The 26088-nt window shown below is 71.9% G+C and carries 21 protein-coding genes and 1 tRNA gene; 15 read left to right on the forward strand and 7 right to left on the reverse strand.

What is annotated here, in order from left to right; all coding sequences use genetic code 11:
* Positions 1-76: 76 nt before the first annotated feature.
* The gene (locus OUQ99_RS02525) at positions 77-376 is read left to right on the forward strand and encodes a DUF2516 family protein (protein WP_267947799.1); all 300 of its coding nucleotides are present in this window, start codon (positions 77-79) and stop codon (positions 374-376) included.
* A 24-nt stretch (positions 377-400) separates the two neighbouring features.
* Here the strand turns inward: OUQ99_RS02525 and OUQ99_RS02530 are convergent, their stop codons facing one another.
* From OUQ99_RS02530 to OUQ99_RS02540, 3 genes are all read right to left on the reverse strand, one after another.
* Positions 401-2860, reverse strand: coding sequence for a hypothetical protein (locus OUQ99_RS02530; protein WP_267947800.1), 2460 nt, complete (start codon positions 2858-2860; stop codon positions 401-403).
* Between the two features lie 215 nt (positions 2861-3075).
* On the reverse strand, positions 3076-4089 hold the full coding sequence (locus OUQ99_RS02535; protein ID WP_267947801.1) for a neutral zinc metallopeptidase: 1014 nt from the start codon (positions 4087-4089) through the stop codon (positions 3076-3078).
* A gap of 75 nt (positions 4090-4164) precedes the next feature.
* Positions 4165-5106, reverse strand: coding sequence for a neutral zinc metallopeptidase (locus OUQ99_RS02540; protein ID WP_431061476.1), 942 nt, complete (start codon positions 5104-5106; stop codon positions 4165-4167).
* A gap of 87 nt (positions 5107-5193) precedes the next feature.
* Between OUQ99_RS02540 and OUQ99_RS02545 the strand changes: the two genes are divergently transcribed.
* The gene (locus OUQ99_RS02545; protein ID WP_267947802.1) at positions 5194-7053 is read left to right on the forward strand and encodes a DUF2207 domain-containing protein; all 1860 of its coding nucleotides are present in this window, start codon (positions 5194-5196) and stop codon (positions 7051-7053) included.
* 70 nt (positions 7054-7123) lie between these two features.
* The gene (gene dtd, locus OUQ99_RS02550; protein ID WP_267947803.1) at positions 7124-7549 is read left to right on the forward strand and encodes a D-aminoacyl-tRNA deacylase; all 426 of its coding nucleotides are present in this window, start codon (positions 7124-7126) and stop codon (positions 7547-7549) included.
* A 318-nt stretch (positions 7550-7867) separates the two neighbouring features.
* On the opposite strand, the gene OUQ99_RS02555 is transcribed toward dtd, so the two are convergent.
* Positions 7868-8563 (reverse strand): response regulator transcription factor, encoded by a 696-nt coding sequence (locus OUQ99_RS02555; protein WP_267947804.1) that lies wholly within the window; start codon positions 8561-8563, stop codon positions 7868-7870.
* Positions 8560-9756 carry a sensor histidine kinase gene (locus OUQ99_RS02560; RefSeq protein WP_402915603.1) on the reverse strand — a complete coding sequence of 399 codons (1197 nt, stop codon included), beginning with the start codon at positions 9754-9756 and terminating at the stop codon, positions 8560-8562. Before OUQ99_RS02560 ends, OUQ99_RS02555 begins: the two co-directional genes overlap by 4 nt.
* Before the next feature lie 124 nt (positions 9757-9880).
* On the opposite strand from OUQ99_RS02560, the gene phoU reads away from it, so the two are divergent.
* From phoU to ispF, 3 genes are all read left to right on the forward strand, one after another.
* A complete protein-coding gene (gene phoU, locus OUQ99_RS02565; RefSeq protein ID WP_267947805.1) occupies positions 9881-10543 on the forward strand; it encodes a phosphate signaling complex protein PhoU in 663 nt (220 codons plus the stop codon).
* 386 nt (positions 10544-10929) lie between these two features.
* Complete coding sequence (locus tag OUQ99_RS02570) at positions 10930-11412, forward strand: CarD family transcriptional regulator (protein ID WP_267947806.1); 483 nt, start codon at positions 10930-10932, stop codon at positions 11410-11412.
* Positions 11413-11447: 35 nt separating this feature from the next.
* A complete protein-coding gene (gene ispF, locus OUQ99_RS02575) occupies positions 11448-11918 on the forward strand; it encodes a 2-C-methyl-D-erythritol 2,4-cyclodiphosphate synthase (protein WP_267947807.1) in 471 nt (156 codons plus the stop codon).
* A 665-nt stretch (positions 11919-12583) separates the two neighbouring features.
* Here the strand turns inward: ispF and OUQ99_RS02580 are convergent.
* Positions 12584-14863, reverse strand: a complete 2280-nt coding sequence (locus OUQ99_RS02580; RefSeq protein ID WP_267947808.1) for a DUF2637 domain-containing protein — start codon at positions 14861-14863, stop codon at positions 12584-12586.
* Between the two features lie 294 nt (positions 14864-15157).
* Here OUQ99_RS02580 and cysS point away from each other — a divergent pair, with 294 nt between their 5' ends.
* The 3 genes from cysS to OUQ99_RS02595 all read left to right on the forward strand — a co-directional run bounded on the left by cysS (position 15158) and on the right by OUQ99_RS02595 (position 18997).
* Positions 15158-16558, forward strand: coding sequence for a cysteine--tRNA ligase (cysS, locus tag OUQ99_RS02585; RefSeq protein ID WP_267947809.1), 1401 nt, complete (start codon positions 15158-15160; stop codon positions 16556-16558).
* Between the two features lie 135 nt (positions 16559-16693).
* Entirely contained in the window at positions 16694-17647 is a 954-nt protein-coding gene (gene rlmB / locus OUQ99_RS02590) for a 23S rRNA (guanosine(2251)-2'-O)-methyltransferase RlmB (RefSeq protein WP_267947810.1), read from the forward strand.
* 288 nt (positions 17648-17935) lie between these two features.
* Positions 17936-18997, forward strand: coding sequence for a DNA topoisomerase IB (locus OUQ99_RS02595; protein WP_267947811.1), 1062 nt, complete (start codon positions 17936-17938; stop codon positions 18995-18997).
* A 37-nt stretch (positions 18998-19034) separates the two neighbouring features.
* Here the strand turns inward: OUQ99_RS02595 and fdhA are convergent, their stop codons facing one another.
* Complete coding sequence (gene fdhA, locus OUQ99_RS02600) at positions 19035-20261, reverse strand: formaldehyde dehydrogenase, glutathione-independent (protein ID WP_267947812.1); 1227 nt, start codon at positions 20259-20261, stop codon at positions 19035-19037.
* 282 nt (positions 20262-20543) lie between these two features.
* Here fdhA and OUQ99_RS02605 point away from each other — a divergent pair.
* The 6 genes from OUQ99_RS02605 to OUQ99_RS02630 all read left to right on the forward strand — a co-directional run bounded on the left by OUQ99_RS02605 (position 20544) and on the right by OUQ99_RS02630 (position 26082).
* Positions 20544-20616, forward strand: a tRNA-Thr gene (locus tag OUQ99_RS02605).
* Between the two features lie 838 nt (positions 20617-21454).
* Positions 21455-22525 carry a hypothetical protein gene (locus OUQ99_RS02610; RefSeq protein WP_267947813.1) on the forward strand — a complete coding sequence of 357 codons (1071 nt, stop codon included), beginning with the start codon at positions 21455-21457 and terminating at the stop codon, positions 22523-22525.
* Positions 22522-23193 carry a D-sedoheptulose-7-phosphate isomerase gene (locus OUQ99_RS02615; protein ID WP_267947814.1) on the forward strand — a complete coding sequence of 224 codons (672 nt, stop codon included), beginning with the start codon at positions 22522-22524 and terminating at the stop codon, positions 23191-23193. The genes OUQ99_RS02610 and OUQ99_RS02615 overlap by 4 nt, the downstream gene beginning before the upstream one ends.
* Complete coding sequence (locus OUQ99_RS02620) at positions 23190-24197, forward strand: nucleotidyltransferase family protein (protein ID WP_267947815.1); 1008 nt, start codon at positions 23190-23192, stop codon at positions 24195-24197. Before OUQ99_RS02615 ends, OUQ99_RS02620 begins: the two co-directional genes overlap by 4 nt.
* Positions 24198-24214: 17 nt before the next feature.
* Positions 24215-25228, forward strand: coding sequence for a hypothetical protein (locus OUQ99_RS02625; RefSeq protein WP_267947816.1), 1014 nt, complete (start codon positions 24215-24217; stop codon positions 25226-25228).
* Between the two features lie 92 nt (positions 25229-25320).
* Positions 25321-26082 carry an SAM-dependent methyltransferase gene (locus OUQ99_RS02630; protein ID WP_267947817.1) on the forward strand — a complete coding sequence of 254 codons (762 nt, stop codon included), beginning with the start codon at positions 25321-25323 and terminating at the stop codon, positions 26080-26082.
* The last annotated feature ends 6 nt before the right edge of the window (positions 26083-26088 follow it).

The raw sequence follows: 26088 nt of genomic DNA on the forward strand, positions 1-26088 counted from the left end.
CGATCGGCGCCCGCGATCCGTTTACGGTGGAGAGCGGGCGGTCCCCCCGCTCGGAACGTCTTCGGGAGTGTGCGTCTTGTTCGGACTGATCTGGCAGGCCATCTACCTGGTCACCTTCGTGGCCAGTCTGTACGCGCTGATCGAGGCGATCCGCACGCCCGCCGCGGCGTTCGAGCTGATGGACAAGCAGACCAAGAAGCTGTGGATCGTCCTCACCGGCCTCGCCTCGGGCCTCTCCCTGCTGGCGGTGTTCTCCGGCCGCGGGATGTTCGTGATCCTCGGCCTGGTGGCCACCCTGGTCTTCCTCCTCGACGTGCGCCCGGCGGTCAAGGGTGTGGGCGGCAACCGCAACAACGGCCCCTACGGTCCCTGGTAGGCCGGCGCCGCCTCCGCCCGGCGGTCACGGGCGCCCCTCCGGGGCCGCGTCCGTCCGGGGGGCGTCCGCGCAGTTCATGGCGCCCATCACACGCCAGAGCGCCCCGGCGTAGGCCGGGTCGCCCGTGTAGTCCGAGTGGCCCAGGATCTCGGGCCTCCTGGCCTCGCCCGGCGGGGCGTCGTAGCCCCGCGGGTCCGGGATCGGCTCCGCCTGTTCCACGGTGAGCAGGTCCCCCTCCCCTCCGGACGCGTCCCGCAACCGCACCGGTCCGGCGATCGCGTCCGTGACGCGCCACAGGTTGTGCCACACCGACACCCGCTCCCGCAGGTCGGCGAACGGCCCCGGCCCGAAGTAGGCCGGGAAGTACCTGGCGTACAGGCGGTCCAGCGGTGAGCCGTGCGTGATCAGCGCGATCCGGCCCAGGCAGTCGGACGGCAGCTGCCACACCGTCGCCGCCGCCAGCACCGAACCCTGTGAGTGCCCGGACAGCACCACGTCGGTGTCCTCCCGGGTCATCCTCGCCACCCTCGCGGACAGCTGGGGCACGGCACGCTCCGCGTAGGACGGCGGCGCCAGCGGGTGGGCCGCACGCGGCCAGAACGTGCCGACGTCCCACAGCGCGCCGACCGCCTGCCGCGTCGGCCGGTCGCGGTACGCGCTGCGCCCGATCAGCGCCAGCGCCACCAGGGACGCCCCGCCGAGCAGCGAACCGACGCCGATCAGACCCGACACCGTGCCCTGGGCGACCCCCTGGGCCCCGCCCGCCACGGCCGTCGCCGCGGGGACCGGTCCGGCCCCCAGGTTGCCGGTCAGGGTCGAGTAGAGCGCCAGGACCCCCAGCGCCCCCGCGGGGAGGAGGAGGGCCACCATCACGGAGGGCAGCACCTCGGTCATCCGCCCCGCCGCCCGCGCCCGCGCGATCTCCCAGGTACGGCGGTCGAGCACGCTGCGCGCGTAGTCCTCGGCGACCTTCGGGAGGTGCGCCCGCGTGCTCCGGCGCAGTTCCAGCGCGAGCATCGCCACCAGCCCCACCGCGATGGCCGCCTCCAGCGCGAAGGTCAGCTGGAGCCACGAGTAGGCCGAGGGCGCGGACAGGGGCAGGCAGGGGGCGCCGGGCGCGGACAGGGAGCCGCAGCCGCTCAGCCAGAGAGAGCCCTGGTAGACCAGGGCCGCGGAGAAGCCGCCGCCCAGGAGGGCGCCCAGGGCGGCCGTGGCCGGCCCGGCCAGGCCGCGCATCGCCGCCCCGTCGTGGGCCCGGTCGGCGGCGAACAGCACCAGCGCGGCGGCCAGCATCAGCAGGACCAGGGACGCCTGCACGGCGAACAGCGTGTTGAGGATCGCCCCGTTGCCGGGCAGCCGTCCGGCGGCCGCCCACTCCGGGCGCGGCCACGCCGTGTACACGGCCACCGCGATGCCCAGGACCAGGGTGGCGTCGCGCAGGAGGCGGCAGACCCGGTCGGCCCGGGCGTTCCAGCGCGGGTCCACGCCGGGGACCAGGACGCTCAGGGCGCTCCCCCCGACCACCGCCGAGAGCAGGACCGCCAGCACGGTCCCGGCCCCCCACAGGACGGAGTCGCCGCCGGGTCCGCCCGACGGGGAGATCAGGTCGTGCCGGAGGGCGGGGACGAGCAGGAGCGCGGCGACGGTCCCCAGCGCCACCGAGATGTGGGCCGAGCGCAGCCTGGCCATGGTCTCGCTGTTGCGCCAGAAGTCGGCGTGGCTCAGCGGCGCCGCCGCGCTCTCCCGGGGCGGCACCGCCGGGGAGACCACCTCGTAGTCGGCGGCGGTGCGCCGCGACAGCCGCCACAGCACCAGCACCACGGCCACCGGCAGCACGGCGCCGACCAGCAGGGCCGTCCCCGGCGCGGACAGCAGCGACGCGGGCGAGGCCAGGAACGCCAGCCACGGGAGCACCCGGACGCACTCCTCGCCCTGCCCGGCGGCGCACTGCCAGGCGACGAGGTCCATGCCGATCCCCCCGGCGGCCAGGGTGATGAGCATCGTCAGCGTCAGCGCCAGCAGGCGCACGCCCGCCCCGTACGCGTTGTTGGCCAGCCGGCGCACGCCCGTGGGGGAGCGGTCCATCCGCCCGGGCCGCATCCAGTACGCGACGTTGATCAGCATGAACGGCAGCAGGAGCAGCCACAGCGCCCGGGAGGACCTGCCGGAGGTGAGGTTGCCCCAGGCGAAGATCTCCCGGCGCACCCCGGGAACGGTCTCGGTGTCGGCCTTGCGCCGCCACCGGAAGAAACCGGCCAGGCGGTCGCCGCCCACCCGCATGGCGGGCTCGACGTCCAGCAGCTCCTCGGCCTGGCCGCCGCTGACGCCGTGCACGCGCAGCTCCACGCAGTTGTGCGCGGCAGGGCCCGGTGCGGTCGGGGCGGAGGCGGGCTCGGGGGCGGACGGGGAGGAGACGACGACGGGGGGGACGGGGGCGGTCGGGGCAGGCTCATGGGCGCTGAGGGGGGCGGTGAGGTCCGACATGTCAAGCATCCTGCCACGCTGCGTGTCCGAGCGACAGCACCGGAGAAGACCTGGGGACGGCCCCGACGGGCCGGGCCGACCGCGCGGATCCCCTGTCCCGCAGCGCTTCCGCGCCGTCCCGCGCGCCCGTGCCGCCCGGGACGCGGGGCCCGCGGCCGGTCCGGCGCACCGGGCGGCCCGGTCCGGCGCACCGCCCGCGCGTCCGGAGCCGGCGCTCAGTGCACGAGCGTCTCGTCGTCCAGGTCCCAGGTGTTGCAGGCGGCCGGAGTCTGCTCCTCCCAGCCCCGGCTGGTCCAGTGCACGCTGTTGTCCGCCGACCCGTGCGTGCGCTCCTCCTCGCCGCCGTCCTCGCGGTCGGCGGTCGCCCTGGCGTCGCCGAGGACCGCCTCGAAGTCGTCCTCGTCCAGCGGGAAGCTCACGCGGACGGAGGCCAGGAACGCACCGGACAGGCAGTTCGCCTGTAGCTCGCTGCGGCGCGTCCACGCGTTCCGCTCCAGGGGGTCCTCCTCCAGCTGGCGCTGCTCGTGGTAGTACTCCAGCAGCCCCGACTCGCCCTGGACGTGGTGGCCGTACTCGTGGGCCAGCAGGGACGCGTACACCACCGGCCGCGTGGCGCCGTTCCACTTCTCCACCACGTCGGCGGTCCCGATGTAGATGCTCGTGCTCGCACGGCAGTAGAACGCGCCCGCCTGCGACGGGTAGGGGCGGCACGGGCTCACCCCGGGCTCGTCCCAGAACACCCGCTCCGGCGGGGTGAAGGGGATGCCCGCGCGGGCGAACTGGGTCGCCCAGGCGTCGTCGAGGCAGTCCGCCACCGAGTCCAGGAAGCCCTTCATCGACTCCGTGTCGTCCACGTCCAGCCCGGGCGCCGGGCACGGGCGCGGACTCAGGCGGCCGGTCCCGTACAGCGGGTTCGCGACCAGGGCCTCGTGCCCCGACGGGCTCTCCCGCTGCCCGAACGGGTCGGCCAGGCCGGTGGCCGCGGCGTCCCCCGAGGGGCTCTGCCCCGGCTTGTCGTCGAAGTCGGTGTCGGGCGCCGAGCCGTCACCGCCCCCCTCGGGCGCCGCGCCGGAACCGGAGGCCTCCTCGCTGACGGTCGTCCAGGACAGCATCGCCAGCGCCAGGAGCACCACCACGAGGGCGGTCACCATACCGAGCGCCCGCCGGTCGGCGCGCCGCGCCTGACCGGGCGGTGCCGAACGGGGAGACTCACCGAACCCTGCGTACACCCCTGTCCGCCCGCCCTGTCGTCGCCGTCGGCCGGGCCGGACGGCCAGGCCCCTGTCCGCGCCCCCGCGAGCGCCTCACTCGACCAGGTCCTCGGGGGCGTCCCAGGTGTTGCACGCCCCCGGGTCCACGCGGTCCATGCCGTGCGCCGTCCACAGGCGGCCGTTGCGCGCCGAGCCGTGGGTGTGGTCCCCGCCGCGGTCGGACCGGAGGCCGACGTCGTCGAGGATATTCTCCCGCTCGGCCCCGCCGTGGCCGAGCCCCGGGCCGGAGGCGCCCAGGAACACCCCGCCCAGGCAGTTCGCCTGGAGCTCGTTGCGCCTGGTCAGCTCGTCGGCGGTCTCGCGGTCCACCCCGGCGCGGGCCTCGTGGAACTCGGCGAGGATGCGCGACTGGCCCTGCACGTGGTGCCCGTACTCGTGGCTGAGCAGGAACGTGTACGCCTCGGGCCTGTCGCTCCCGGCCGAGGCCTCCACGATGTCCTCGACCCCCAGGTAGAGGCCCTGGTTGGCCTGGCAGTAGAACGCGGCGGTGCCCTGCGTCGGGAACGCGCCGCACGGGCTGTGCCCCGCCGAGTACCAGTACACGCGGTTGGGGGACGAGAACTCCATCCCCGCCGACGCGAAGTAGGCGCTCCACGCCCGGTCGAGGCAGTCGGCGATCTCGTGGACGAACCCCTCCACGGACTCCGGGTCCTCCGGGTCCAGCTCGGGGGCCTCGCAGGTGACCTCGCCGAGCTCCCCGATCCGGTACAGCGGGTTGTCGCCGAGCATGTCCCCTCCCGTGGACACGGCCCGCTGGTGCTCGCCGCCCCCGTCGGCCGGGCCGGCCGACGCCACCGGGTGGGACCACGCGGCGTCGGAGGAGGACAGCATCGCCGAGAACGCCAGGAAACCGGTGAAGGCGACCGCGGCCAGCCCCGTTCCGAGCGTGAGGGACACGCCGAGCCCCATCCGCTGGAAGAACCCGGGCCGCTCCGACCAGAACTCCGGGACCGGGGCCGGCCCGCGCCTCACCACGGCCGCCTCCCGGGGGCCGGGAGCACGGAGCCGCCCGCGGTGCCCTGTGACAACAGCGCGCGGGGGGACCGGATAGGCTCTCGCGTCATGTGGTGGGTCGGCTCCTGGCGCCCGGCCGTCGTGGCGACGACGGTCCTCTCGGTGTGCTCCGTGCTGGTCACGGCGCCTGGCGTCGTGTGGCCGGAAGGGGAGGCCCACGCCGCGACGGCAGCCGCGCCGGCCACCACAGTACCGGGGGGCGCGCCGGACCGGACCGGCGCGGTCGGCCTCGGGAGCGCGGCCGATCCGCTGATCACCAACGACGTCAGACTGGAGCTCGACCGCGCGGGGGTCCTCCACGGCGAGGAGACCATCACCTTCAGCGGCGGGGCCCCCGCGGAGTTCACCAGGGCCCTCACCGAGACGATGCTCTACGACACGGACCACGACAGGAAGTTCGAGGTCACCGGTGTCGAGGCGACCGACCTGGACGGCAGCCCCCTGGCCGTCGAGGTCGAGAAGACGGACGGGACGCTGTACGCGCGGATCCCCACCGCGGCCACCGCCGGCGTGGTGCTCACCTACAGGGTGGGCGGGACCGTGAGCGAGGTCACCCAGGGCGTCCAGATGGAGTGGAGGGCCGTCGGCGCCTACAGCCACACCGTGGAGTCCACCGACGTCACCGTGACCGCGCCCATGCCGCCCGAGGCGCTCTCGTGCCTGGCGGGCGAACCGCGCAGCGCCATGTACTGCACCGCGTCCGACATGGGGCCGGAGGCGGGCGTCGCCCACTTCCTCCAGGCGGACATGGAGCCCGACGACCGGCTGGACATCGTCGTCAACTACCCCTCGGGCACCGCCGAGGGCGAACCCATCCTCACCCGGAGGTGGTCGCTCGCGTCCGCCTTCGCGGTGACCCCGGCGACCGCCGGCGTGTTCGGCCTCCTCCTCGTCGTCCTGGTCGGCGGCCTGGCCGTGCTGATCCGGGTGCGGGGACGGGACGAGCGCGCGCTGCGCCGGGAGGCCTCCGAGGGCGACCACGCGCCGGTCGAGGAGGGCGAGCGGGGGCAGCTGAGGTTCGCGCCCCCGGACGACGTGCACCCCGGCCAGATCGGCACCCTCATCGACGAACGCGTCGACATCGCCGACCTCACCGGGGCGGTGCTCGACCTCGCGGTGCGGGGCTACATCCGGCTGGAGGAGCTGCCGCACGAGCACTTCACGTCCGTCGACTGGCGCCTGGTGCGGCTCGACGGCCCCCCGGGGGAGACCCTGCTGGCCTCCGAGTGGCTGCTGCTGGACGCCCTCTTCGGCGAGCGGCGCACGGTGCGGCTGTCGCAGCTGGGGTCGCCGCGGGCCTCCGCCGACTTCCCCGCCAGGATCGACCGCGTGCGCGAGGAGCTGTACCGGGACATGGTGCGGCTCAAGTGGTTCGCCCGGTCGCCGAGCCAGGTGCGCACCCGCTGGAGCACGGTCGGGATGGCGCTGACGGCGGCCGGCGTGGTCCTGACCGGGGTCCTCGCGGTCTTCACGGGCGCGGCCTTCTCCGGCCTCGCGGTCGTCATCGCGGGCGCCGCCGTCACGGCGGGAGCCCAGTACATGCCCGCCAAGACCAAGCTGGGCAGCAGCGTGTACGCGCACACGATGGGCTTCCGCGACTTCCTGCTGAGCCCCCGGGCGGAACGGGCCCTCCCCGGCCGGAGGGTGGAGCTCTACTCGCGCTACCTGCCGTACGCGGTGATCTTCGACGACGTCGACCGGTGGGCGAACATCCTGGCCTCGGCCGCGCTCGCCGACCTCACCCCGGAGGAGCTGACCGGCGACGGCCTCGCCTGGTACACCGGCCCCCGCGAGTGGAGGATCGAGGACTTCGCCGACTCCATCACCACGTTCGTGGTGTCGCTGACCGGCATCATCACCAACACCCGGCGCCTGCGGGCGCTCAACCAGTTCCAGCGGTCGCGGTAGCGCGGACCGGGCGGCGAACGGCGGCCCGACGGACGGCGGGCGCGGGGGAAGAGAAGAACGAGGGGGAACCATGCGCGCGGTCGTGCAGCGTGTCTCACACGCGTCGGTGACGGTCGACGGCCGGGTCGTCGGGGAGATCACCGGGCCCGGGCTGATGGCGCTCGTGGGGGTGACGCACACCGACACGGCCTCCGAGGCCGCCAGGATCGCGAAGAAGCTCTGGACGCTGAGAATCCTGGAGGACGAGCTGTCCTGCTCGGACTCCGGCGCGCCGATCCTCGTGGTCAGCCAGTTCACGCTCTACGGGGACGCCCGCAAGGGGCGGCGCCCCACCTGGCAGGCCGCGGCCCCCGGGCCCGTGGCGGAACCCCTGGTGGACGCGGTCGTCGAGGAGCTCCGCGGGCTGGGCGCCACGGTCGCCACCGGGGTGTTCGGCGCGAAGATGTCGGTCGCCCTCACCAACGAGGGTCCGTTCACGGTCGTCCTGGAGGTCTGAGGGCCCCTGTGCCCGCCCGTGGCCGCCCGCGGGTACATTTCCGGGCGGATCGACTCGCGGCGGCCCTGGGGCCGCCACACGGCCCCGGAGGGCGGTCCGTCCCGTGGTGCGCCCCGTCGGGCCGGACGTGGGGGCCGCCGACGCGGCGGCGATCGCCGCACCGCTCCCGAGGGCCCGCGGGTACGCCCGAGCGGCCCCCGGCTCCGCAGGGGGCGGGAACGGCGTGCCGCCCGGGCCGTGGCCGGTCCACGGCCCGGGGCACGGGAACGAAGGGGGAGGCGACGGGGGACGGGGAGGCCCCGCGGGTGTCCCGTGCCCTCAGACGTCGACCGTGACCGGCTCGAACTTGTAGCCCAGACCGCGCACGGTCACGATGTACCGCGGGCTGCCCGGGTCCTCCTCGATCTTGGCGCGCAGCCGCTTGACGTGCACGTCGAGGGTCTTGGTGTCACCGACGTAGTCGGCGCCCCACACCCGGTCGATGAGCTGCATCCGGGTCAGCACCCGCCCGGCGTTGCGCAGCAGCACCTCCAGGAGCTCGAACTCCTTCAGGGGCAGCTGCACGCTGTCGCCGCGGACCGTGACCACGTGGCGCTCCACGTCCATGCGGACGGGACCGGCCTCGAGGGCGGCGGGGAGGACGACCTCGTCCTCGCCCCGGCGCCGCAGGACCGCGCGGATACGGGCCACGAGTTCGCGGGAGGAGAACGGCTTGGTCACGTAGTCGTCGGCGCCGAGCTCCAGACCGACGACCTTGTCGATCTCGGAGTCCTTGGCGGTGAGCATGATCACGGGGACGTTGGACTTCTGCCGCAGCGTCCGGCACACCTCGGTTCCCGAGAGGCCCGGCAGCATCAGGTCCAGCAGCACCAGGTCGGCCCCGGTGCGGTCGAAGGTCTCCAGCGCCACCGTTCCGGTGGGCGCCACGGCGACCTCGAAGCCCTCCTTGCGAAGCATGTACGACAGGGCGTCGCTGTACGATTCCTCGTCCTCGACAACAAGTACACGAGTCACTGTGCCGCCTCCTGCTGATCGGTGTTCCGGGTGGCGTCGGGCCCCCGGTCGTCGGGTCTGGGCAGACGCAGTGTGAACGTCGACCCCGACCCCTCCTTGCTCCACACGGTCACTTCTCCACGGTGGTGGGTCATGATGTGCTTGACGATCGCCAGGCCGAGGCCGGTACCACCGGTGGCCCGGCTCCGAGCGGCGTCCACACGGTAGAACCGCTCGAAGATCCTTTCCCGGTCCTGCTGGGGGATGCCGATCCCCTGGTCCGCGACGCTGATGTCCACGCTGGAGCGGGACACCCCGACCGACACGGCGACCCGGGTGTTCTTGGGACTGTAGGCGACGGCGTTCGCGATGAGGTTGCGCAGGGCGGTGCCCAGCAGGCCCTCGTCGCCCAGGATCGTGACGCCCTCGGCGCCGCTGCCGACCAGCTCGATCCCCTTGGCGTCCGCGGGCATGCGCACCGCGTCCAGGGCCTCCTCCACCACGCCGCCGAGCTCGACCCTGGTGGGCTCGGCCATCGGCTCCGCGCCCTGGATCCGCGAGAGCGTGATGAGGTCCTGGATGACCGCCGTCAGCCGCGCGGCCTCCGTCTGCATGCGGTCGGTGAAGCGGCGCACCGCCTCCGGGTCGTCGCTGGCGTCCTGTACGGTTTCGGCCAAAAGGGACAGCGCGCCGACCGGGGTCTTGAGCTCGTGGGAGATGTTCGCCACGAAGTCGCGGCGCACCGCCTCCACGCGCCGGTGCTCGGTCTGGTCCTCGGCGAGGACCAGCACCAGGCCGGTTCCCCCCAGGGGGGCGACGCGCACCGCGAAGGACGTCGCGTCGGGGCCGAACTTGCGCACGGCCACCTCGATGTCGGTCTCCCGGATGACCCCGTCGCGCCGCACCTTGCGGGCCAGGACGAGGAGCTCGCCTATGACCAGCTCCTCGCCCCGGACGAGGCCGAAGGCGCGGGCGGCCGAGGAGGCGCGCAGGACCCTGTCGGCGGAGTCCAGGACCACTGCGGAGGAGGGAAGTGCGGAGAGGACCTCGGCGATCCCCGGTGGCAGGGTGGTGCCGTCGTGGCGCTGGGGCACCGGGGCCTGACGGCGTTCGTTGGTACCCGTACGGAAGAAATGACCGGCGAGGACGCCGATGACGACGCCCGTCACGAGTCCGAAGATGCCGGTCACAGCGGCGAGAAGTTCCCCTTGCACGATTCGATCGTAAACGTGCGGACTGGAGCTTTACCCGGTCAGGGCAGACGACACAACCGAGGTTCTTCCATCGTTCACCAAACCTTGGCCGACTCTTCAAACAACCACTGGGAGCATTGACGCCATGCGCGATACGTACCACGAGGACCTTGACAGTCTGACCGAACGCCTCGTCGAGATGACGAGACTGGCCAGGCACGCCGTCGCACGCGCGACCACGGCGTTGCTGGACAGCGACATCGACGCCGCCCAGGAGGTCATCTCCGGCGACGAGGCGATCAACCGCCTCGACCAGGACATCGAGGACACGGCCTTCAGCCTGATGGCCCGGCAGCAGCCGGTCGCCTCCGACCTGAGGACCATCATCACCGCGCTCTACATGCGGGGCGACCTGGAGCGGATGGGCGACCACGCCGTCCACCTGGCCAAGATCGCGCGCCGCAGGCACCCCGACTCGGCGATCCCCAAGCCGGTCCGGTCGATCGTCCTGGAGATGGGCCACCAGGCGGAGCTGCTGGTCACGAAGGCCGGGGAGGTCATCGTCGACAGGGACCCCGACACCGCCCTGGAGCTGGACAAGGACGACGACCGGATGGACCGCCTGCGCCGCAAGCTGCTCCAGCGCATCCTCGCCCCCGGGTGGGAGTACGGGGTGGAGGCGACCATGGACGTGACCCTCGTCGGACGCTTCTACGAACGCTTCGGTGACCACGCGGTGCACGTGGCCGACAACCTCGTCTACATGGTGACGGGCGAGAAGCGCGAGGACTACGACCCGGAGGGCTGATCCCCGGGGAGACCCGTGGCGCCCGTGTGGCGGAGGGGGTTCGCGCCGGTGGCGCGGGGCCGTCGGCGGGGCTGCGGGGCGCTGCCGGAACAAAGGGGGTTCCGGTCGGCGCGAAATCGTGACATCCGTCGCTTCGACCCCTCCGAAGAGGGGCGGAGCCGGGCCGCGCCCGACCTCTCCCGACCCTTCGCCAAGGGCGCGCGGTTCCGCTGGCCAGGGGGCTCCGAAGCCTTTCGGACACGTCCTGACCAGGCCCGCGACAGGCCTCGGGTACACTTTGTCAACCCCCGAAAAGGGGGTCCTGACCTGCGTGTTCGCAAACCTAATAGGTACGTTAAGTCACAGATTCGTGGTATCCTTGTGGTAGCGGAAGGGGTACCTGTCACATGGCTTTCAAGGTCGGCGACACTGTTGTCTACCCCCATCATGGGGCTGCTCGTATTGAAGCGATCGAGACTCGCACCATTAAGGGCGAGGACAGAATCTACCTCGTTCTGAGGGTCGACAAGGGCGATCTGACGGTCCGTGTGCCGGCCGCGAACGCCGAGGACGTCGGCGTTCGTGACGTGGTGGGGCAGGAAGGCCTGGACAAGGTCTTCGAGGTGCTGCGCGCACCGCACACCGAGGAGCCCACCAACTGGTCCAGGCGCTACAAGGCGAACCTGGAGAAGTTGGCGTCGGGCGACGTCAACAAGGTCGCCGAGGTGGTTCGCGACCTGTGGCGCCGGGACAAGGAGCGCGGTCTGTCCGCCGGCGAGAAGCGGATGCTCGCCAAGGCGCGCCAGATTCTCGTCAGCGAACTCGCCCTCGCGGAAAAGACCAACGAGGACAAGGCCGAGGCCCTCCTCGACGAGGTTCTCACGACCTGAACTCCAGTCACGGAATCGCGTCATTCATGACGAATATGCCTCGGGTGGGCGTCGGAACGGACGTCCACCCGTTTTCTCCTGGACGGACACTTTTTCTCGCCGGTTTGGAATGGCCGGGTGAAGACGGTGTCAGCGGCCATTCGGATGGCGATGTCGCCGCCCATGCGGCGTGCGACGCGTTGTTGTCCGCCTGCGGCCTGGGGGACCTCGGGTCCAACTACGGCACGGCGGAACCGCGGTGGAAGGGCGCCTCGGGCGCCGCGCTGCTCACCGAGACCGCGGCGCGCGTTCGCGCGGCCGGTTTCGAGATCGGCAACGTCGCCATCCAGATCATCAGCAACCGTCCCAAGTTCTCGCCCCGGCGCGCCGAGGCCGAGAAGACGCTCTCCGAGGTCGTGGGGGCGCCGGTAAGCATCTCCGCGACCACGACCGACGGCCTGGGCCTCACCGGCCGCGGCGAGGGCATCGCGGCCGTCGCCACGGCCCTGTGCGCGGCGGTGGACTGACCCGCTCGCCGGCGGCGGCGCCGGGCCTGTACGGCTCCGGTGCGGCCCGGCCCCCAGAGGGGCGGCGAGGGGACGAACGGCGAACAGAGGGGTCCCGCACCCGGGGGTGCGGGACCTTCGTCGTGTCCGGGGGCGTGCCGGTGTCCGGGGGCGTGTCCGGGACCGGCCGGTACGCGGGGGCCGTGAGCGGGCGGCCCCGCGGTCCGTCCCCGAGGTCCGGCCCCCGTCCGGTGCTGCGGACGGCGCGGCCGGCGGCGGGGCGTCGCGCTCGGCCGGTCGTGTTCCCGGTGGCGCGGCGCGACCGCCGGTCGACCCGGGGGCACACCGGGGCAGTAGCCCTCGCGGCGGAGGGCGCCGGTCCTCGCGGCGGAGGGCGCCGGTCCTCGTGCACCGACCCTCGCGCGGCAGCCCGCCCGAGGCTCTGAACGGGACGCAGGAGACACCGGGGTGCGCCTCGCACCCGATCGGAAACCGGGAGCCCGGGGGTCCAGGTCGTCCACAGGGCGTGCGGGGGTGGTTGGCGCCGGACGGGCGGGGGATGTTCTGGCATGGGGGTCACCCCTCCCCGCGGGGCGCTCACGCGCCCCCGGCAACAGCATGGCCCGCCCGGTCGCCGTCCGCCACCCCTTCCGCGGGGCTGTGGACGACCGGGCGGGGCGCACGGCTCACTCGTCGGGGCGGAGCGGTTCGCTGCGCACGCGCCGCGACGGCGGTCCCGCCGCGAAGTCGGGCAGCGGCGGACGGGGCGGCTTGAGCACCATGGGGCGCTTCTCCACCGGCGTCCGCACGCTCCGCTTCGTCAGGGGCAGGCGCTCCGGTCCGGGCCGGTCCGCGCGGGACCCGGCCCCGTCCTCCGGGGCCTCCCGGTCCGAGGGGGCCCGGGTCTCCGGTTCGGCGCCGGGGCCGAAGGCGGACGGAAGCTCCTCCACCTCGGGCAGGGGCTCCTCCCCGGGTTCCACGTCCGGCTCCCCTTCCGGGGCCCCGGGCCCGGGACCGGGCACGCCCTCCCGGGCCGACACGTCCCCCGTCCCCGGTACCGGGGCGGCCTCCGCCGGGTGCGGTTCCGCGGGTTCCGGTGCTGTCGGCGCCGGCGTCGGGCCGACGGTCTCCGGCGGCGCCTGGGGGATCCGGAACGCCGCGCGCACCGTCGGCCCCGTGTCGTGGTCGAGCACGGGCGCCGGTTCGGGATCCGGTTCCACACGGTCCTCGTCCGCGGGCCCGTCGTCCTCCGGAGGCGTCCACACCGGCGGCACGTAGTCCGACAGGACCCCGGCCCCCGTGTCGGCGCTCGCAGGGGGCTCCCAGAGGGCGGTCGCCGGCACACGGCCGTCCCCGGGGCCGGTGCCGTCGTCCGCGGGCCCGTCCACCGACAGGTCCGACGACCCTTCCGCCACCGCGTCGGCCACCGCGTCGGCGGGCCCGTCCGTGAGCCCGTCCGCCGACCGGTCCGACGTCTCGTCCCAGGCGTCGGCACCGGCGGCACGGATGGCACCGTCGGCACCGGTCCCGGAAGGCGTCCCGGCACCGGTTCCCGCGACGGGGGCGGGCACGGCCCCCCGCACGGCCCCGTGCGGGTCGGGCCCGTCCCCGCCGTAGCCCTCGTGCTCCGCGTAGCCGCGGTCCTCCCCGTGGGGCCCGTGGTCCGGGTCCTCCGACCGGGAAGCGCTCTCCGCCGGTGTCCGGGCGGCGGGGGCCGACGCGGTCTCCGCCACAGGCACGGACCCCTCGCCGCCGACCGCCTCCGGCTCCCCTCCGGGAACGGGGAGGGCGGCGGGGGCCTCCGCCTCGTCGGAGGCCGGGTCGCCTGGCGGCGGCTCGTGGTCGAAGCCCTCGTCGGCGAGGTGGTCCGGGACCGCCTCGACCGGCCCGCCGGCGTCGGCGTGGGCGTGGGCGTGGGCGGCCGCGCCACCGGACCGGTCCTCCGGGAACTCGGGCCCGGGGGCCGCGGCGCCGGGCACCACGGGGGGCTGCTCGGCGGCCAGCTTGATCGGGTTGTGCCCGCTCCGGGAGCGCCGGGGGAGCGGGAACGTCGGCGCCGACGCCTCGTCGTCCTCGTCGCCGCGGCGGCCGTGCCCCGGAGGGGACGCTTGCACCGGCACCGGTGCGGCGATCGGCCCCGCCGCGTTCCGGTGCTCCTCCGGGCCGTCCTCCCGGTCGTCCTCCGGCATCTCGTCCGGCTCGTCCGGCTCGTCGTGCCGGAGGTCCCCGGTCGCCTCGGAGCCGTCGTCGTTCCGCTCCGGGACGGCGGTCGCCTCGGACCGGGGGCGGATCCGGACGAACTCCCCGGCCTCGTGCGACCGTGCCCCGTCCGCGGCTTCCGTGTCCCGGTCGTCGGGGCCCAGGCGCAGCAGCCGGGTTCTGAGAGCGGCGTCGTCCGGCTCGTCCGGCACGCGGGCGGGGGAGACCACCGCGCGCGCCTGCAGCACGGTGGCGGGGTCGTCGGAGGGGCGGGGCCGGGCGGTCGGCGTGCGGCGGCGTCTGCGCATGTGCGCCCGGACGGTCATCCACAGCAGGAACGCCACGAGCAGGGCGGCGAGCGGGGCCACCGCGACGACGACCCGGGCGATCCCCTCGGGCACCCGTTCGACGAGTTCGAGGTTGCTCAGCAGCATGGCCGCGGTGGCGAACATGATCAGTGCCGGGATCAGGACCAGGTCCACCCAGAGCCGCTCGCGGGGGTGCGCCCCGCGCAGGAGGTAGCTCACCCAGCACGCCATGATCAGCAGGAGGGTGTAGGTCACCGGGAACACGTGGGCCAGGGCGCTGCCCGCGTGGCCGCCGTACTCGGCGAACTGGAAGATGCCGTTGTAGGAGATGACGAGGGCGCACAGTGCGATGAGCCCGACGAACAGGGCACCACCCGCGAGAGCTCCGGCTCCCGTGACGCGACCTGCGGGCCGACCGTTCCGTGTCCTTGATCCGGGGGTGTTGTTGTAAGGGGCCATCGCCACCGCAGCGTAGTCGAGTCGGTGCCGCTAACACGAGATTCCGACCGATTACGGTTGCTTCCCGACCGGCACACTCGGGGGTGTTCTGGGGTGTTCTGTCGGAATATGCAGGGTCTGGCGGCCTGCTGATCCCCGGGGGCGGGCGGTGGGGAGGTGTTTTCCCGTGCCCCCTCTTCCCAAATACGGCTTAACACATATACGCACTTCGGGATGACCGAAGGGGGAACGACCGGCGTGGGAGTTCGTGGTTTGTGACGCGGCCCCGAGGGGAAAGCGGATAGGCTTGACAACGTGAGTCTGCGCTTCTATGACACCAGTGCCCGACAGGTCCGCGAGTTCGTCCCCCTGCGCGAGGGATCCGCCTCCCTGTACCTGTGTGGTGCCACGGTGCAGGCACCCCCGCACATCGGCCACATCCGCTCCGGGGTCAACTTCGACATCCTGCGGCGGTGGCTGAGCCACAGCGGGTACGACGTCACCTTCTGCCGCAACGTCACCGACATCGACGACAAGATCATCAGGGTCGCGGCGTCCGAGGGCGTGCCCTGGTGGCAGGTCACCGAGCGCAACCAGCGCGCGTTCACCCGGGCCTACGAGACCCTCGGGTGCCTGCCGCCCACCGTCGAGCCGCGTGCCACCGGCCACGTGCCCGAGATGATCGACCTCATGCGCCGCCTCATCGACGACGGCCACGCCTACGCCTCCGACGACGGCTGCGGCGACGTCTACTTCGACGTGCGCTCCTACCCGTCCTACGGCGAACTCTCCAACCAGCGGCTGGACCAGGTCATGGAGTCCTCCGACTCCGATCCGGACCGGGACAAGCGCGACCCCCGCGACTTCGCCCTCTGGAAGGGCGCCAAACCGGGCGAGCCCAGCTGGGACACCCCGTGGGGGCGCGGCCGGCCCGGCTGGCACCTGGAGTGCTCGGCCATGGCCACCAAGTACCTCGGCCCCAGCTTCGACATCCACGGCGGCGGGCTGGACCTGATCTTCCCGCACCACGAGAACGAGCTCGCCCAGTCCCGTGCGGCCGGCGACGGCTTCGCCCAGTACTGGCTGCACAACGGCATGCTCTCCGTGGGCGGCGAGAAGATGAGCAAGTCGCTCGGCAACTCCCTGCTCATCCCGCAGATGGTCCAGAAGGTCCGCCCGGTCGAACTGCGCTACTACCTCGGCCAGGCCCACTACCGCTCCACCATCGACTACTCCGACGCCGCGCTCCGGGAGGCGGCCGCCGCCTACCAGCGGATCGAGGGCTTCCTCACCCGCGCCGTCGAGGTGCTGGGCGAGGTCGCCCCCGCCGACCGCGTGCCGGACGGGTTCGCCTCCGCCCTCGACGACGACCTCGGGGTCTCCCAGGCCCTCGCCGTCGTGCACGGCCACGTCCGCGAGGGCAACACGGCCCTGGCCTCCGGGGGCAAGGAGCAGGCCGCCGAGATCGCCGGGGAACTGCGCGCCATGCTGGCCGTCCTGGGCCTCGACCCGCTCAGCGAGCAGTGGTCGAGCGCGGACCAGGGACTCGGCGAGGTCGTGGACGCCCTGGTGGCGGTCGCCCTCGAACAGCGCAAGGCGGCCCGCGCCCGCAAGGACTACGCGGCGGCCGACGCCATCAGGGACCAGCTCGCCGAGGCGGGAATCGTGGTCGAGGACACCCCGCAGGGCTCCCGATGGGACCTGCGTCGGGGCTGACCGGACGCGTGCGGTTGCGCGGCGGCACTACTCTGGGAGTTTGCCGCCGCGCCTCGCGCTGGTCGGCGATATTCCACCAGCCGGATGCAGCGCGCCTCCGGCATGCTCGCAACACGTACGGGGAAGCGGCGACCAATGACGGCGAAGAAGAGCAAGAAGGGTCCGACCAAGGGCAGCGGCGGCAAGGGCCGCAGGTCCCTGGAGGGCAAGAGCGGCACCCTGCCCGCGTCGGAACGGCACTGGTACGACGGCAAGCAGCGGCAGCGCGCCGCCAAGCGCGGTCCCGGTGGCGGACAGCAGGACGGGGCCCGTTCCGAGCGCCGGTCCGACAGCTCCGACCTGCTGGTCGGCCGCAACCCGGTGGTGGAGGCGCTGCGCGCCGGAATGCCCGCCACCCGGCTGTTCCTGGCCAACAGCCTCGACCCCGACGACCGCGTCAACGAGGCCGCGAAGATGGCCGGCGCCCGGGGCATCGACGTCGTCGAGGTCACCAAGACCGAGCTCGACCGCCGCTGTGAGAGCAACGGCCAGCCCGGCGCCGTCCACCAGGGGCTCGTCCTCCAGGTGCGCCCGTACCAGTACTGGGCCCCGGAGGGCCTGCTGGACGCCGCGAAGGACTCCGACACCCCTCCGCTGATCGTCGCCCTGGACGGGGTCACCGACCCGCACAACCTGGGGGCCATCGCCCGGTCGGCCGCCGCGTTCGGCGCGCACGGCCTGGTCATCCCCGAGCGCCGCTCGGCCGGTGTCAACATGACCGCGTGGAAGACCTCCGCCGGCACCCTCGCCCGGCTGCCCGTCGCCCAGGCCACCAACCTGACCCGGGCGCTGGAGGGCTTCAAGAAGGCCGGGCTGTTCGTGGTCGGCCTCGACGCCGGCGGCGACGCCCAGATCCCCGACCTGGAACTGGCCACCGGGCCGCTGGTCATCGTGGTCGGCTCCGAGGGCAAGGGCCTGTCGCGCCTGGTGCGCGAGGCCTGCGACGTCGTCGCGAGCATCCCGATCGGCAACGCCGAGTCGCTCAACGCCTCCGTCGCCGCCGGGGTCTCCCTCTACGCGGTGTCCCGCCGCCGCGCCGAGGCGGTCTGACCCGCGCACGCGTGAGCACGGCCCCCGGTCACCCCGACCGGGGGCCGTCGGCGTCCCGGGCCGCAGGCCCGCCGGTCGCACCGGTCCCGGGGGCGCGCGCCCGCCGCCCGCCGCCGCGGGGCCGGGTCCGGCAGTGGGGGCCGTCCCGTTTTCACGCTCCGCGGCCCGGGTAGCTGTGCACCCACATCCTTCCCGGACGACGAGGAGGCGGTTGAGCGCGATGCCGGAGGACGGGGCGGTCCACGCGGCCGCCCGTGGCGGAACCGGGCACCGTCCCCGGGCGGCTCCGTGAGCGGCCGGGCCGACCCGCCGTCCCGGCCGGGGAGGCCCCGGCTGCGGCGCAGCGACACGGACGCCCCGGGCATCACCCGGGTACGGCGCGGGCGCGGCTTCCGCTACCACCACGCCTCCGGGGAGCCGGTCACCGACCCGGACGAGGTGCGGCGCGTCAAGGGGATCGCGGTGCCGCCGGCCTGGCGGGACGTGTGGATCTGCCCCTCGCCGGACGGGCACGTCCAGGCGTGCGGAACCGACGACGCGGGACGCCGCCAGTACCTCTACCACCCGGAGTGGCGGCACCGCAGCGAGCAGGCCAAGTACGACGGGATGCTGGACTTCGCCGAACTCCTGCCCGGGATCAGGGACAGGGCCGCCGAACACCTGGCCGGGCGCGGACTCGGGCGCGAACGCGTCCTGGCCGCGGCCGTCCGGCTGATCGACCTGGGCTTCCTCCGCGCCGGGGGCGAGGAGTACGCCGCCCGCAACGACTCCTACGGCGTGGCGACCCTGCTGCGCGAGCACGCCCGCCGCGAGGGCGGCGCCGTGGTGTTCGAGTTCCCCGGCAAGTCCGGCCGGGAGCAGCGCTTCGAGTGCGCCGAACCGGGCGTGTGCCGGGCCGTCGCCTCCCTCCGGCGGGCCCGTTCGCCGGGGCAGGGGCTGTTCGCCCACCGCGTGCCGGAGGGCTGGCACGACGTGCGCAGTGAGGACCTCAACGCCTATCTCCGGGAGGTCTCCGGCGGCGACTGCACGGTCAAGGGGTTCCGCACGTGGCACGCGACGGTGCTCGCGGCGGTGGGCCTCGCGGTGGCGGCCGACCCGGACGGCGAGGCGGCGCACCGGAGGCCGGCGGCGCACGTGTCCCGTGAGGTGGCCGAGCACCTGGGAAACACGGAGGCGGTGGCCCGGGCCTCCTACATCGACCCCCGGGTCTTCCGCCTCCGCGAGCGCGGGATCACCGTCGACGTCTCCCTCACCGAGCTGGGGAGGAGGACGCCCGTCGGGGAACTCGCCACCCGCGGCCCCGTCGAGGCGGAGGTGCTGCGCCTGCTGCGCGAGCACCCCGACGCCTGAGCCGGGGCGGCCGGGCGCCGCCCCGGGTTCGGGCGGCTCAGGACGCGGCGGCGCCCAGATAGCCGTTGGGGTCGAGCACGTACTTGCTCGCGGCGCCCTCGTCGAAGGAGCGGTAGCCCTGCGGGGCCTCCTCCAGCGGGATCGCCACGGCGTTGACGGCGTCGGCGATGCGCACGCGGTCGGCGAGGATCGCCGCCATCAGCTCCCGGTGGTACTTCATGACCGGGCACTGGCCGGTGAAGAAGGCGTGCGACCTGGACCAGCCCAGCCCGAACCGGATCGACAGCGAGCCCACCTTCGCGGCCTCGTCGGCGGCGCCGGGGTCACCGGTCACGTACAGGCCGGGGATACCGATCGAACCGCCCGCCCTCGTCACCTCCATCGCGGTGTTGAGGACACTGGCGGGCGCCTCCTTCCCGGCGTCCTTCCCGGACCCGTGGGCCTCGAAGCCGACGGCGTCCACCGCGCAGTCCACCACGGGGACGCCGAGGATCTGCTCGATCTGGTCTCCCGGGTCGCCCTCCGCGACGTTGATCGTCTCGCACCCGAAGCCGCGGGCCTGGGCGAGCCGTGCCTCGTTCATGTCGCCGACGATCACGACCGCGGCTCCCAGGAGCAGGGCCGAGGCCGCCGCCGCCAGCCCGACGGGCCCCGCGCCCGCGACGTACACCGACGACCCCACGCCGACGCCGGCGGTCACGCAGCCGTGGTAGCCGGTCGGGAAGATGTCCGAGAGCATCGTCAGGTCGAGGATCTTCTCCAGCGCCCGGTCCCTGTCGGGGAACTTCAGCAGGTTCCAGTCGGCGTAGGGCACCAGCGCGTACTTCGCCTGGCCGCCCACCCAGCCGCCCATGTCGACGTAGCCGTACGCGGAGCCGGGGCGGTCGGGGTTGACGTTGAGGCAGATCTCCGTCCGGCGCGCCTTGCAGTTCACGCACCGGCCGCACGAGATGTTGAACGGGACCGAGACGAGGTCGCCGACCCCGACGAACTCCACGCCCGGCCCCGTCTCGACCACTTCGCCGGTGATCTCGTGCCCGAGGACCAGGCCCTGCGGTGCGGTCGTGCGGCCCCGGACCATGTGCTGGTCGCTCCCGCAGATGTTGGTCGCGACCACCTTGAGGATCGCCGCGTGGGGGAGCTGCCGCCCCACGTTGGCGGGGTTGACGCCGGGCCCGTCCCTGAGGACGAACTCCGGGTAGGCGATGTCGGCGACCTCGACCCGGCCGGGTCCCTGGTACACCACGCCTCTGTTGCCGGCCATGTCCTTCCCACCTCTCCGCCCCGCGGCAGGGGCATGTCCCCCTCCCGTTTCCGGGGGAGAAGGTGGCTAATCGGACGTCGAAACGCTCCGGGCGTCTTTTTGCCGGATCGGGTGCGTTCGTAGCCTGGGCGCCCCCGTTCGTGTCCGCCCCGTCGCCACGGGTGACCAGGTGGGGACGTATCGGCAGACTTCGGGCCCGTTCCGTATCCGAGTGGGCCAGGCGTCGTCCGAACCGGTACCATTCGGGTGGACGCACCCGGGGCCAGGGGTCCCGGGCGGTCGGCCGACGTAGCTCAATTGGCAGAGCAATCGCCTTGTAAGCGATAGGTTAGGGGTTCAAGTCCCCTCGTCGGCTCTCTTGAGCGACAAAGCGGCAGGTCGGGCGGCCGGTGGGTGCGGCCGTCGGCGAACGGCCCGCGTCCTGCGGGGAAACTGCAGGGACCGTGCCTCGCCGGTCTCGGACATGACCGACGTCAGGGCGCCCCTGTTCTCCTCGGGACGCGGACGGGGGCGGTGCGGCTTCCTACGTCCTTCAGGACGTCCGTGGAGCCTTTCCCTGCCGGTGCGTGGACGGGTTCGCCGCCTGGCTCGCTTCCCCTGCCGACGGTGACGCCCCCGCACGCTTGCGGGGGACCTGGTGCCAAAGGCTGTCGCCCCCGCCCGGGCCCCGGCGTCCGGAGACCGGTCCGCTCGGCAGTGGTCCGTTCGGCGCCGTTCCCCGGGGCGATCCGTGCCGGGCGGCGGACCCGCCGAGCGGCACGGCGCACCCTTCCCGGTCCGCTGTCCCCACGGGCCGGGGGCGAGCCCCTCATCACCGCCGACGGGTACACCTCGGCCGACCGCGGTAGTTCCCACCGGAGCCCATGGCGTCGGCGATTGCTCCATTCAACCCTGTCCGACACCTTTGGCCTGCGTTTTTGTTGCGCTTCGCTGACACAGTTCCCGCCGGGCAGTCGGCTTCCGAAGTGGCCGGATCCGGCATCTTTCGGACCGAAGCCGTGAACCTATTGACATCCCTTGCTTCAACGTGTTAATTTCTGGCCTTATTGGATCCTGAGACCGTTTGACTCTGTGGAAATTTTTTTCTGCGGGTCATAAATTTGCTTCCCTGGTTTTTTTCTATTTAAAGGCTGAGCGGCCGTTCCTCTGCGATCGACTGTCCGGCTTCGGATGAGAAGATCAGCAAGGATGATATGAAAGCGTTTGTCTACCATTCGCACGGGATAGGCCAATACGACTTCTCTTCCCTGGTTCCTGAGGACCTTTCGGGGATCCAGAAATTATCTCAAGAGCGCGACCTGGAGATTCTTCCGACGGCCTTCCTCGGGCGCGAAAAGCAGGAAGAATTTTTAGAGGTGGTTCGCGCGTTCGGAGAGCAGAGCGCAAAGGGGCTTCTTCCAAATGTGGCCGGGTTTGCCGTCGAGGGACCCATTCTGGGTCCGCATGGCGGTATTCCGAGGTCCGGGAAGTGGCTTCCCTCGGCCGAGGAGTGGCAGAAGCTTTCTGAGCTGGGGAAGCATGGTCTCCGGTATGTGGTGATAGCCCCGGATGCCATGGAGCTCGATGAGGAGATCGACGACGGACTGCTTTTCTCGGACCTCATGCTGAGTTTCTATGAAAACGGAATAAAGATTGCCCTGGGTCATTTTCATCACGATAACCCGAGGCGAAGCTCGGAACTGACACTCAATGTCGTTGAATTCCTGCACGGGCACTATGAGTCCTCACCGTACCTTGTGTTGACAGATCATCTTTACAACGACATGCCCAGGAACTTCTCCCACGCCTGGCGGACACCGGAGGAATGGGGTCGTCGTGATCGCGAGTTATCGGCGGTGATGGAGGAGGAATGGGTGGAGGATAACGTGTCAAGGCTGCTCGGTCCCGTCCCTGCCACCCTCTTGAACGAGGCTCGGGCGAAGCGCCTCATTCCCTGCCTTAATTTCGATGGCAGGCATGTCGACCTTGAAATCTGCCGCCGCACCGTCGATTATCTGGGGCCGGAGAACCTGATTGCGCTGACCGACCACACCGAAGTCGATGTCATGGCCGGTGAACAACTCTCACGTATCGGCAGCCAGGAACTCTGGTGTCGTGACGACGGGGCGGTCGCGGCCGGATCGCAGGGATACGAGCAGCAGCGCCGCAACATGATCGACATCGGTCTGGCGGAGGACGAGATCAGAACGGTCTTCTCCACGAACCCGCGTGCGGCCATCGCCTACCGACCTTCTGCTGTCAAGACCGAATCGATCCGCTTGTGAATGGGAGCGCTCCCCACGAGCCTGGGGCCTCACGGGACATCGGTCCTGCCGCCACGTACCTGGCAGACCTCACCAACGCGATCGCCAGGATCGACGTCGCGGCGCTCGAACGTTTCGTCGTCACGGTGGTCGAGGCGCTGACCGAGCGCCGCGGCATCTTCGTCGCGGGCAACGGCGGCAGTGCGACAGCCGCCTCCCACATTGCGAGTGACTGGGCCGCGGCGACCAACATGCTGGGTGGACCGGTCAACGTCCACTGCCTGTCGGACAATACGGCCCGGCTGACCTCGCTGGCCAACGACACGAGCTTCGAGGAGGTGTTCTCGCGCCAGGTGGAAGCCATGGGGCGGCCCGGTGACCTGCTGGTGCTGCTCAGTGTCAGCGGCCAGTCCCCGAACCTCGTGCGGGCGGTGAAGTCGGCGAGGGCCCTGGACATCGGAGTGCTCGCACTCGTCGGATATCCCGGAGCACTGGCGAATCTCTGCGACACCTGGATCGAGCTCGGTGAAGGCGACTACGGGCTGGCCGAGGACCTGCACATCGCCGTCAACCACATGGTCGTCAGAGCCATGCAGGGCGGTGTCCCCCAGGTGTACCGGCCGGACGAGGCCACCCCGAACCGGTGGGCGAAGAGAAGGGACACGGACGGAAAGAGGGGGGTGTCATGAGGCTGGCGGGTATGGTGCTCGCCGCCGGCGTGGGCAGCAGGCTGGCCCCGTTCACCGACGACATCCCCAAACCGCTGGTGCCCGTGCTCGACCGCCCGCTTCTCGGTGAGCTCCTCGACCAACTCGCGGCGGCGGGCGCAGAGGAGGTCTTCGTCAACCTCCACCATCAAGCGGACCGGGTCGCGTCCTATCTGTCCACCCGCGCCTGCCGCGTGCCGGTACACCACCGGGTCGAGCCGGAGTTGACCGGACCTGCCGGTGCGCTCACCCTTTTCGCCGACACCCTGGCCGCCTACGACGCGGTCCTGGTGGTCTCGGGGGACATCGTGTCGGACGGTGGCTTCGAGGACTTGGCCGCTGCCTGTGCCGGCGGTGAGGCCGATCTCGTGTTCGGTGTCACCCGGAGCCGGGGAGCACGCCGGTTCGGTGTCCTCGAACTGGACGGCGAGGGAACGGTTCTCTCGGCTGTGGAGAAGCCGGACGTCCCTGACGAGGAGGAACACTGGATCAGTGCCGGCGCCTACTGCCTCGACACGGGACTCGTCGGGGTGACAGCCGATCTTCTGGCGGGTGGCATGCCCGGCGTCGACTACGCCCGCGACCTGGCCCCGGTCCTGATGGCCGGGGGACGCCGGGTCTCAGGCCACCCCCTCCGCGGTTACTGGCGTGACATCGGTACGCCGGACTCTCTGCTCGGGGCCAACCTGGACGCGGTCAGCGGCCGGATCCCCCGGCTCCTTCCAGAGGGGAGCGGTGCCGGTGGACCCGGTTCGGGTGAGCCCCCCGTGTTCGTCCACCCGACCGCGGAACTGGGGGAGGACGTGGTCTTCCGCGGGCCGGTCGTCATCGGCGCCGGAACGCGCGTCGGCTCGGGGGCCGGACTCTCGCACACGGTCCTGCTGCCCGGCGCGGTCGTCCCACCGGGAGCCCTCGTCCACGGAGGGCTGATCGGCGCGAGAGACCGTCGCGATGCGGGGCCACTCCCCGAGGCGGGCGCCGGGTGAAGGGGGCGAGGCCGCGGATGATCGTCGCCAAGGCACCCCTGCGAGTCTCGCTCGCGGGTGGCGGAACCGATCTGCCCAGCTACTCCGGGTTGCGTACGGGGTTGGTGATCAGCCTGGCGATCGATCGGTGGGTGTGCGTCGCCGCCCATCCCGGGGTGTCCGACGGCACTGCCCGGATCGGGTTCGCCGACCTCGAGGACCCGGGGAACGCCGAGAGCGCCACGGATGCCGACCTGCTGCAGAACCCGTTCGCCCGGGCCGTGCTCTCCAGGTCCGGCGCCGGCGGCGGAGTCCGGATCGGTACGTTCTCCGACGTGCCGAGCGGGAGTGGGCTCGGCGGTTCGGGAGCGTTCACCGTGGCGATGCTCCATGCTGTGCGGCGCATGGACGGGATCGGCGGGGACGACCCCGTGTCGCTGGCCGAGGACGCCAGTGCGGTGGAGATGATCGACCTGCGGCGTCCGGTCGGGAAGCACGACCATTACATGGCGGCCTTCGGCGGTCTCAGGGCCCTGGCCTTCGAGCCGGAGGGCCGTGTCCGCCAGACGCCGCTGCCGATCACGGACCGCCTGAGATCCTATGTCGCCGATCGGCTCCTCCTGTTCTCCACGGGTGTCAGCCGCGACGCCGGACGGATGCTCGCCGCCCAGGACCGTCTGACCCGCGCGCGTGGGCCGGGGGTGCTGCGACGCCTGGATTCCATCCGGGCGCTCGCCGACACCCTGCTCGACGAATTGCGCGAGGACCGGGTCGAGTCCATCGGCCACGTCCTCGCGGAGCACTGGCTGGCCAAGTCCCGCCTCAGCGAGACGGTGTCGCTGCCGCGCATCGACGAACTCCACCGACTTGCTCTGGACTCGGGTGCTGAGGCCGGGAAGCTCCTGGGTGCGGGCGGCGGCGGATTCCTTCTTTTCAGCTGTCGCCAAGGAGAACAGGAACGGCTGAGGAAGGCCATGTCGGCAGCCGGTTCTCGGGAATTGGAGTTCTCGATCGCGGACACCGGTACAACTGCCGTGGAATTTCCCCTGTGAGGGCCAGGCATGAACTCGGTGTGCGCGGCGTTTCGCCGCGTCATACCCAAGTTCCACCCAGAAGAGAAGTTCAAGGGGAGGGGCAGTCGAAAGTGCACGAGTCCGAATCCGATAGCCGTTCGCAGGCCACGTCTGCGTCGGAACTCTTCGACGAGTACTACCTGCGCTTCTGGGAAGGGGAGCTGGCCGATGACCGGTTGAAGCGCGATGTCGGCCTCGTGCTGGAGCTCGCCGGTCTGCGACCGGGCGACCGAATACTGGACGTGGCCTGCGGCTACGGGCGGATGACGAATAGCCTTACGGTGTCCGGATTCGATGCCACCGGGGTGGATCTGAGCGTTTTCCTGTTGGACGAGGCACGGGCGCGGGCTCGCGCGCTGGATGTCCAGGCTGACTTCCGCCAGCGGGACATGCGCAACTTGTGGGGTATGGACGGCTTTGCCTGTGCACTGCTGTGGTTCACCAGTTTCGGCTACTTCAGCGACGCGGAAAACGCTCAGGTGCTGCGTCAGATATTTGGCTGTCTGGAGCCGGGTGGCCGTCTGTTGCTGGAGACGCGGCATTGGGACAGAATGGCTCGTCGGTTCGATCCCGTTACGGTACGCTCCAAGGGCGATGACTTCCTTGTCGAGTACCATACCTACGATGCCCAGAACGGAGTCCAAAAGAGCCGGCAGACGCTTCTCGTTGATGGACGCCGTATCGAGAGGACTTCGTTCGTCCGCCGGTATGGTTTCCCTGAGATGCGCGCACTCGCCCTGCAGGCCGGTTTCGTTTCGGTCCGCGGTTACGACGAGAACGGTGGTCCCCTGACCGAGGAGAGCGACAGGTGCGTTCTCGTGGCGGTCAAATGAGCGGCA

Origin of the sequence: Streptomonospora nanhaiensis (assembly GCF_026642255.1) — a bacterium.
Lineage (GTDB): Bacteria > Actinomycetota > Actinomycetes > Streptosporangiales > Streptosporangiaceae > Nocardiopsis > Nocardiopsis tropica.

Coding starts and splice junctions, on each gene's coding strand:
- fdhA (WP_267947812.1), bottom strand. CDS start 20,261: ATGGCCGGCAACAGAGGCGTGGTGTACCAGGGACCCGGCCGGGTCGAG.
- OUQ99_RS02580 (WP_267947808.1), bottom strand. CDS start 14,863: ATGGCCCCTTACAACAACACCCCCGGATCAAGGACACGGAACGGTCGG.
- OUQ99_RS02530 (WP_267947800.1), bottom strand. CDS start 2,860: ATGTCGGACCTCACCGCCCCCCTCAGCGCCCATGAGCCTGCCCCGACC.
- OUQ99_RS02570 (WP_267947806.1), top strand. CDS start 10,930: ATGGCTTTCAAGGTCGGCGACACTGTTGTCTACCCCCATCATGGGGCT.
- OUQ99_RS02545 (WP_267947802.1), top strand. CDS start 5,194: ATGTGGTGGGTCGGCTCCTGGCGCCCGGCCGTCGTGGCGACGACGGTC.
- ispF (WP_267947807.1), top strand. CDS start 11,448: ATGCCTCGGGTGGGCGTCGGAACGGACGTCCACCCGTTTTCTCCTGGA.
- OUQ99_RS02610 (WP_267947813.1), top strand. CDS start 21,455: ATGAAAGCGTTTGTCTACCATTCGCACGGGATAGGCCAATACGACTTC.
- OUQ99_RS02625 (WP_267947816.1), top strand. CDS start 24,215: ATGATCGTCGCCAAGGCACCCCTGCGAGTCTCGCTCGCGGGTGGCGGA.
- dtd (WP_267947803.1), top strand. CDS start 7,124: ATGCGCGCGGTCGTGCAGCGTGTCTCACACGCGTCGGTGACGGTCGAC.
- rlmB (WP_267947810.1), top strand. CDS start 16,694: ATGACGGCGAAGAAGAGCAAGAAGGGTCCGACCAAGGGCAGCGGCGGC.
- OUQ99_RS02620 (WP_267947815.1), top strand. CDS start 23,190: ATGAGGCTGGCGGGTATGGTGCTCGCCGCCGGCGTGGGCAGCAGGCTG.
- phoU (WP_267947805.1), top strand. CDS start 9,881: ATGCGCGATACGTACCACGAGGACCTTGACAGTCTGACCGAACGCCTC.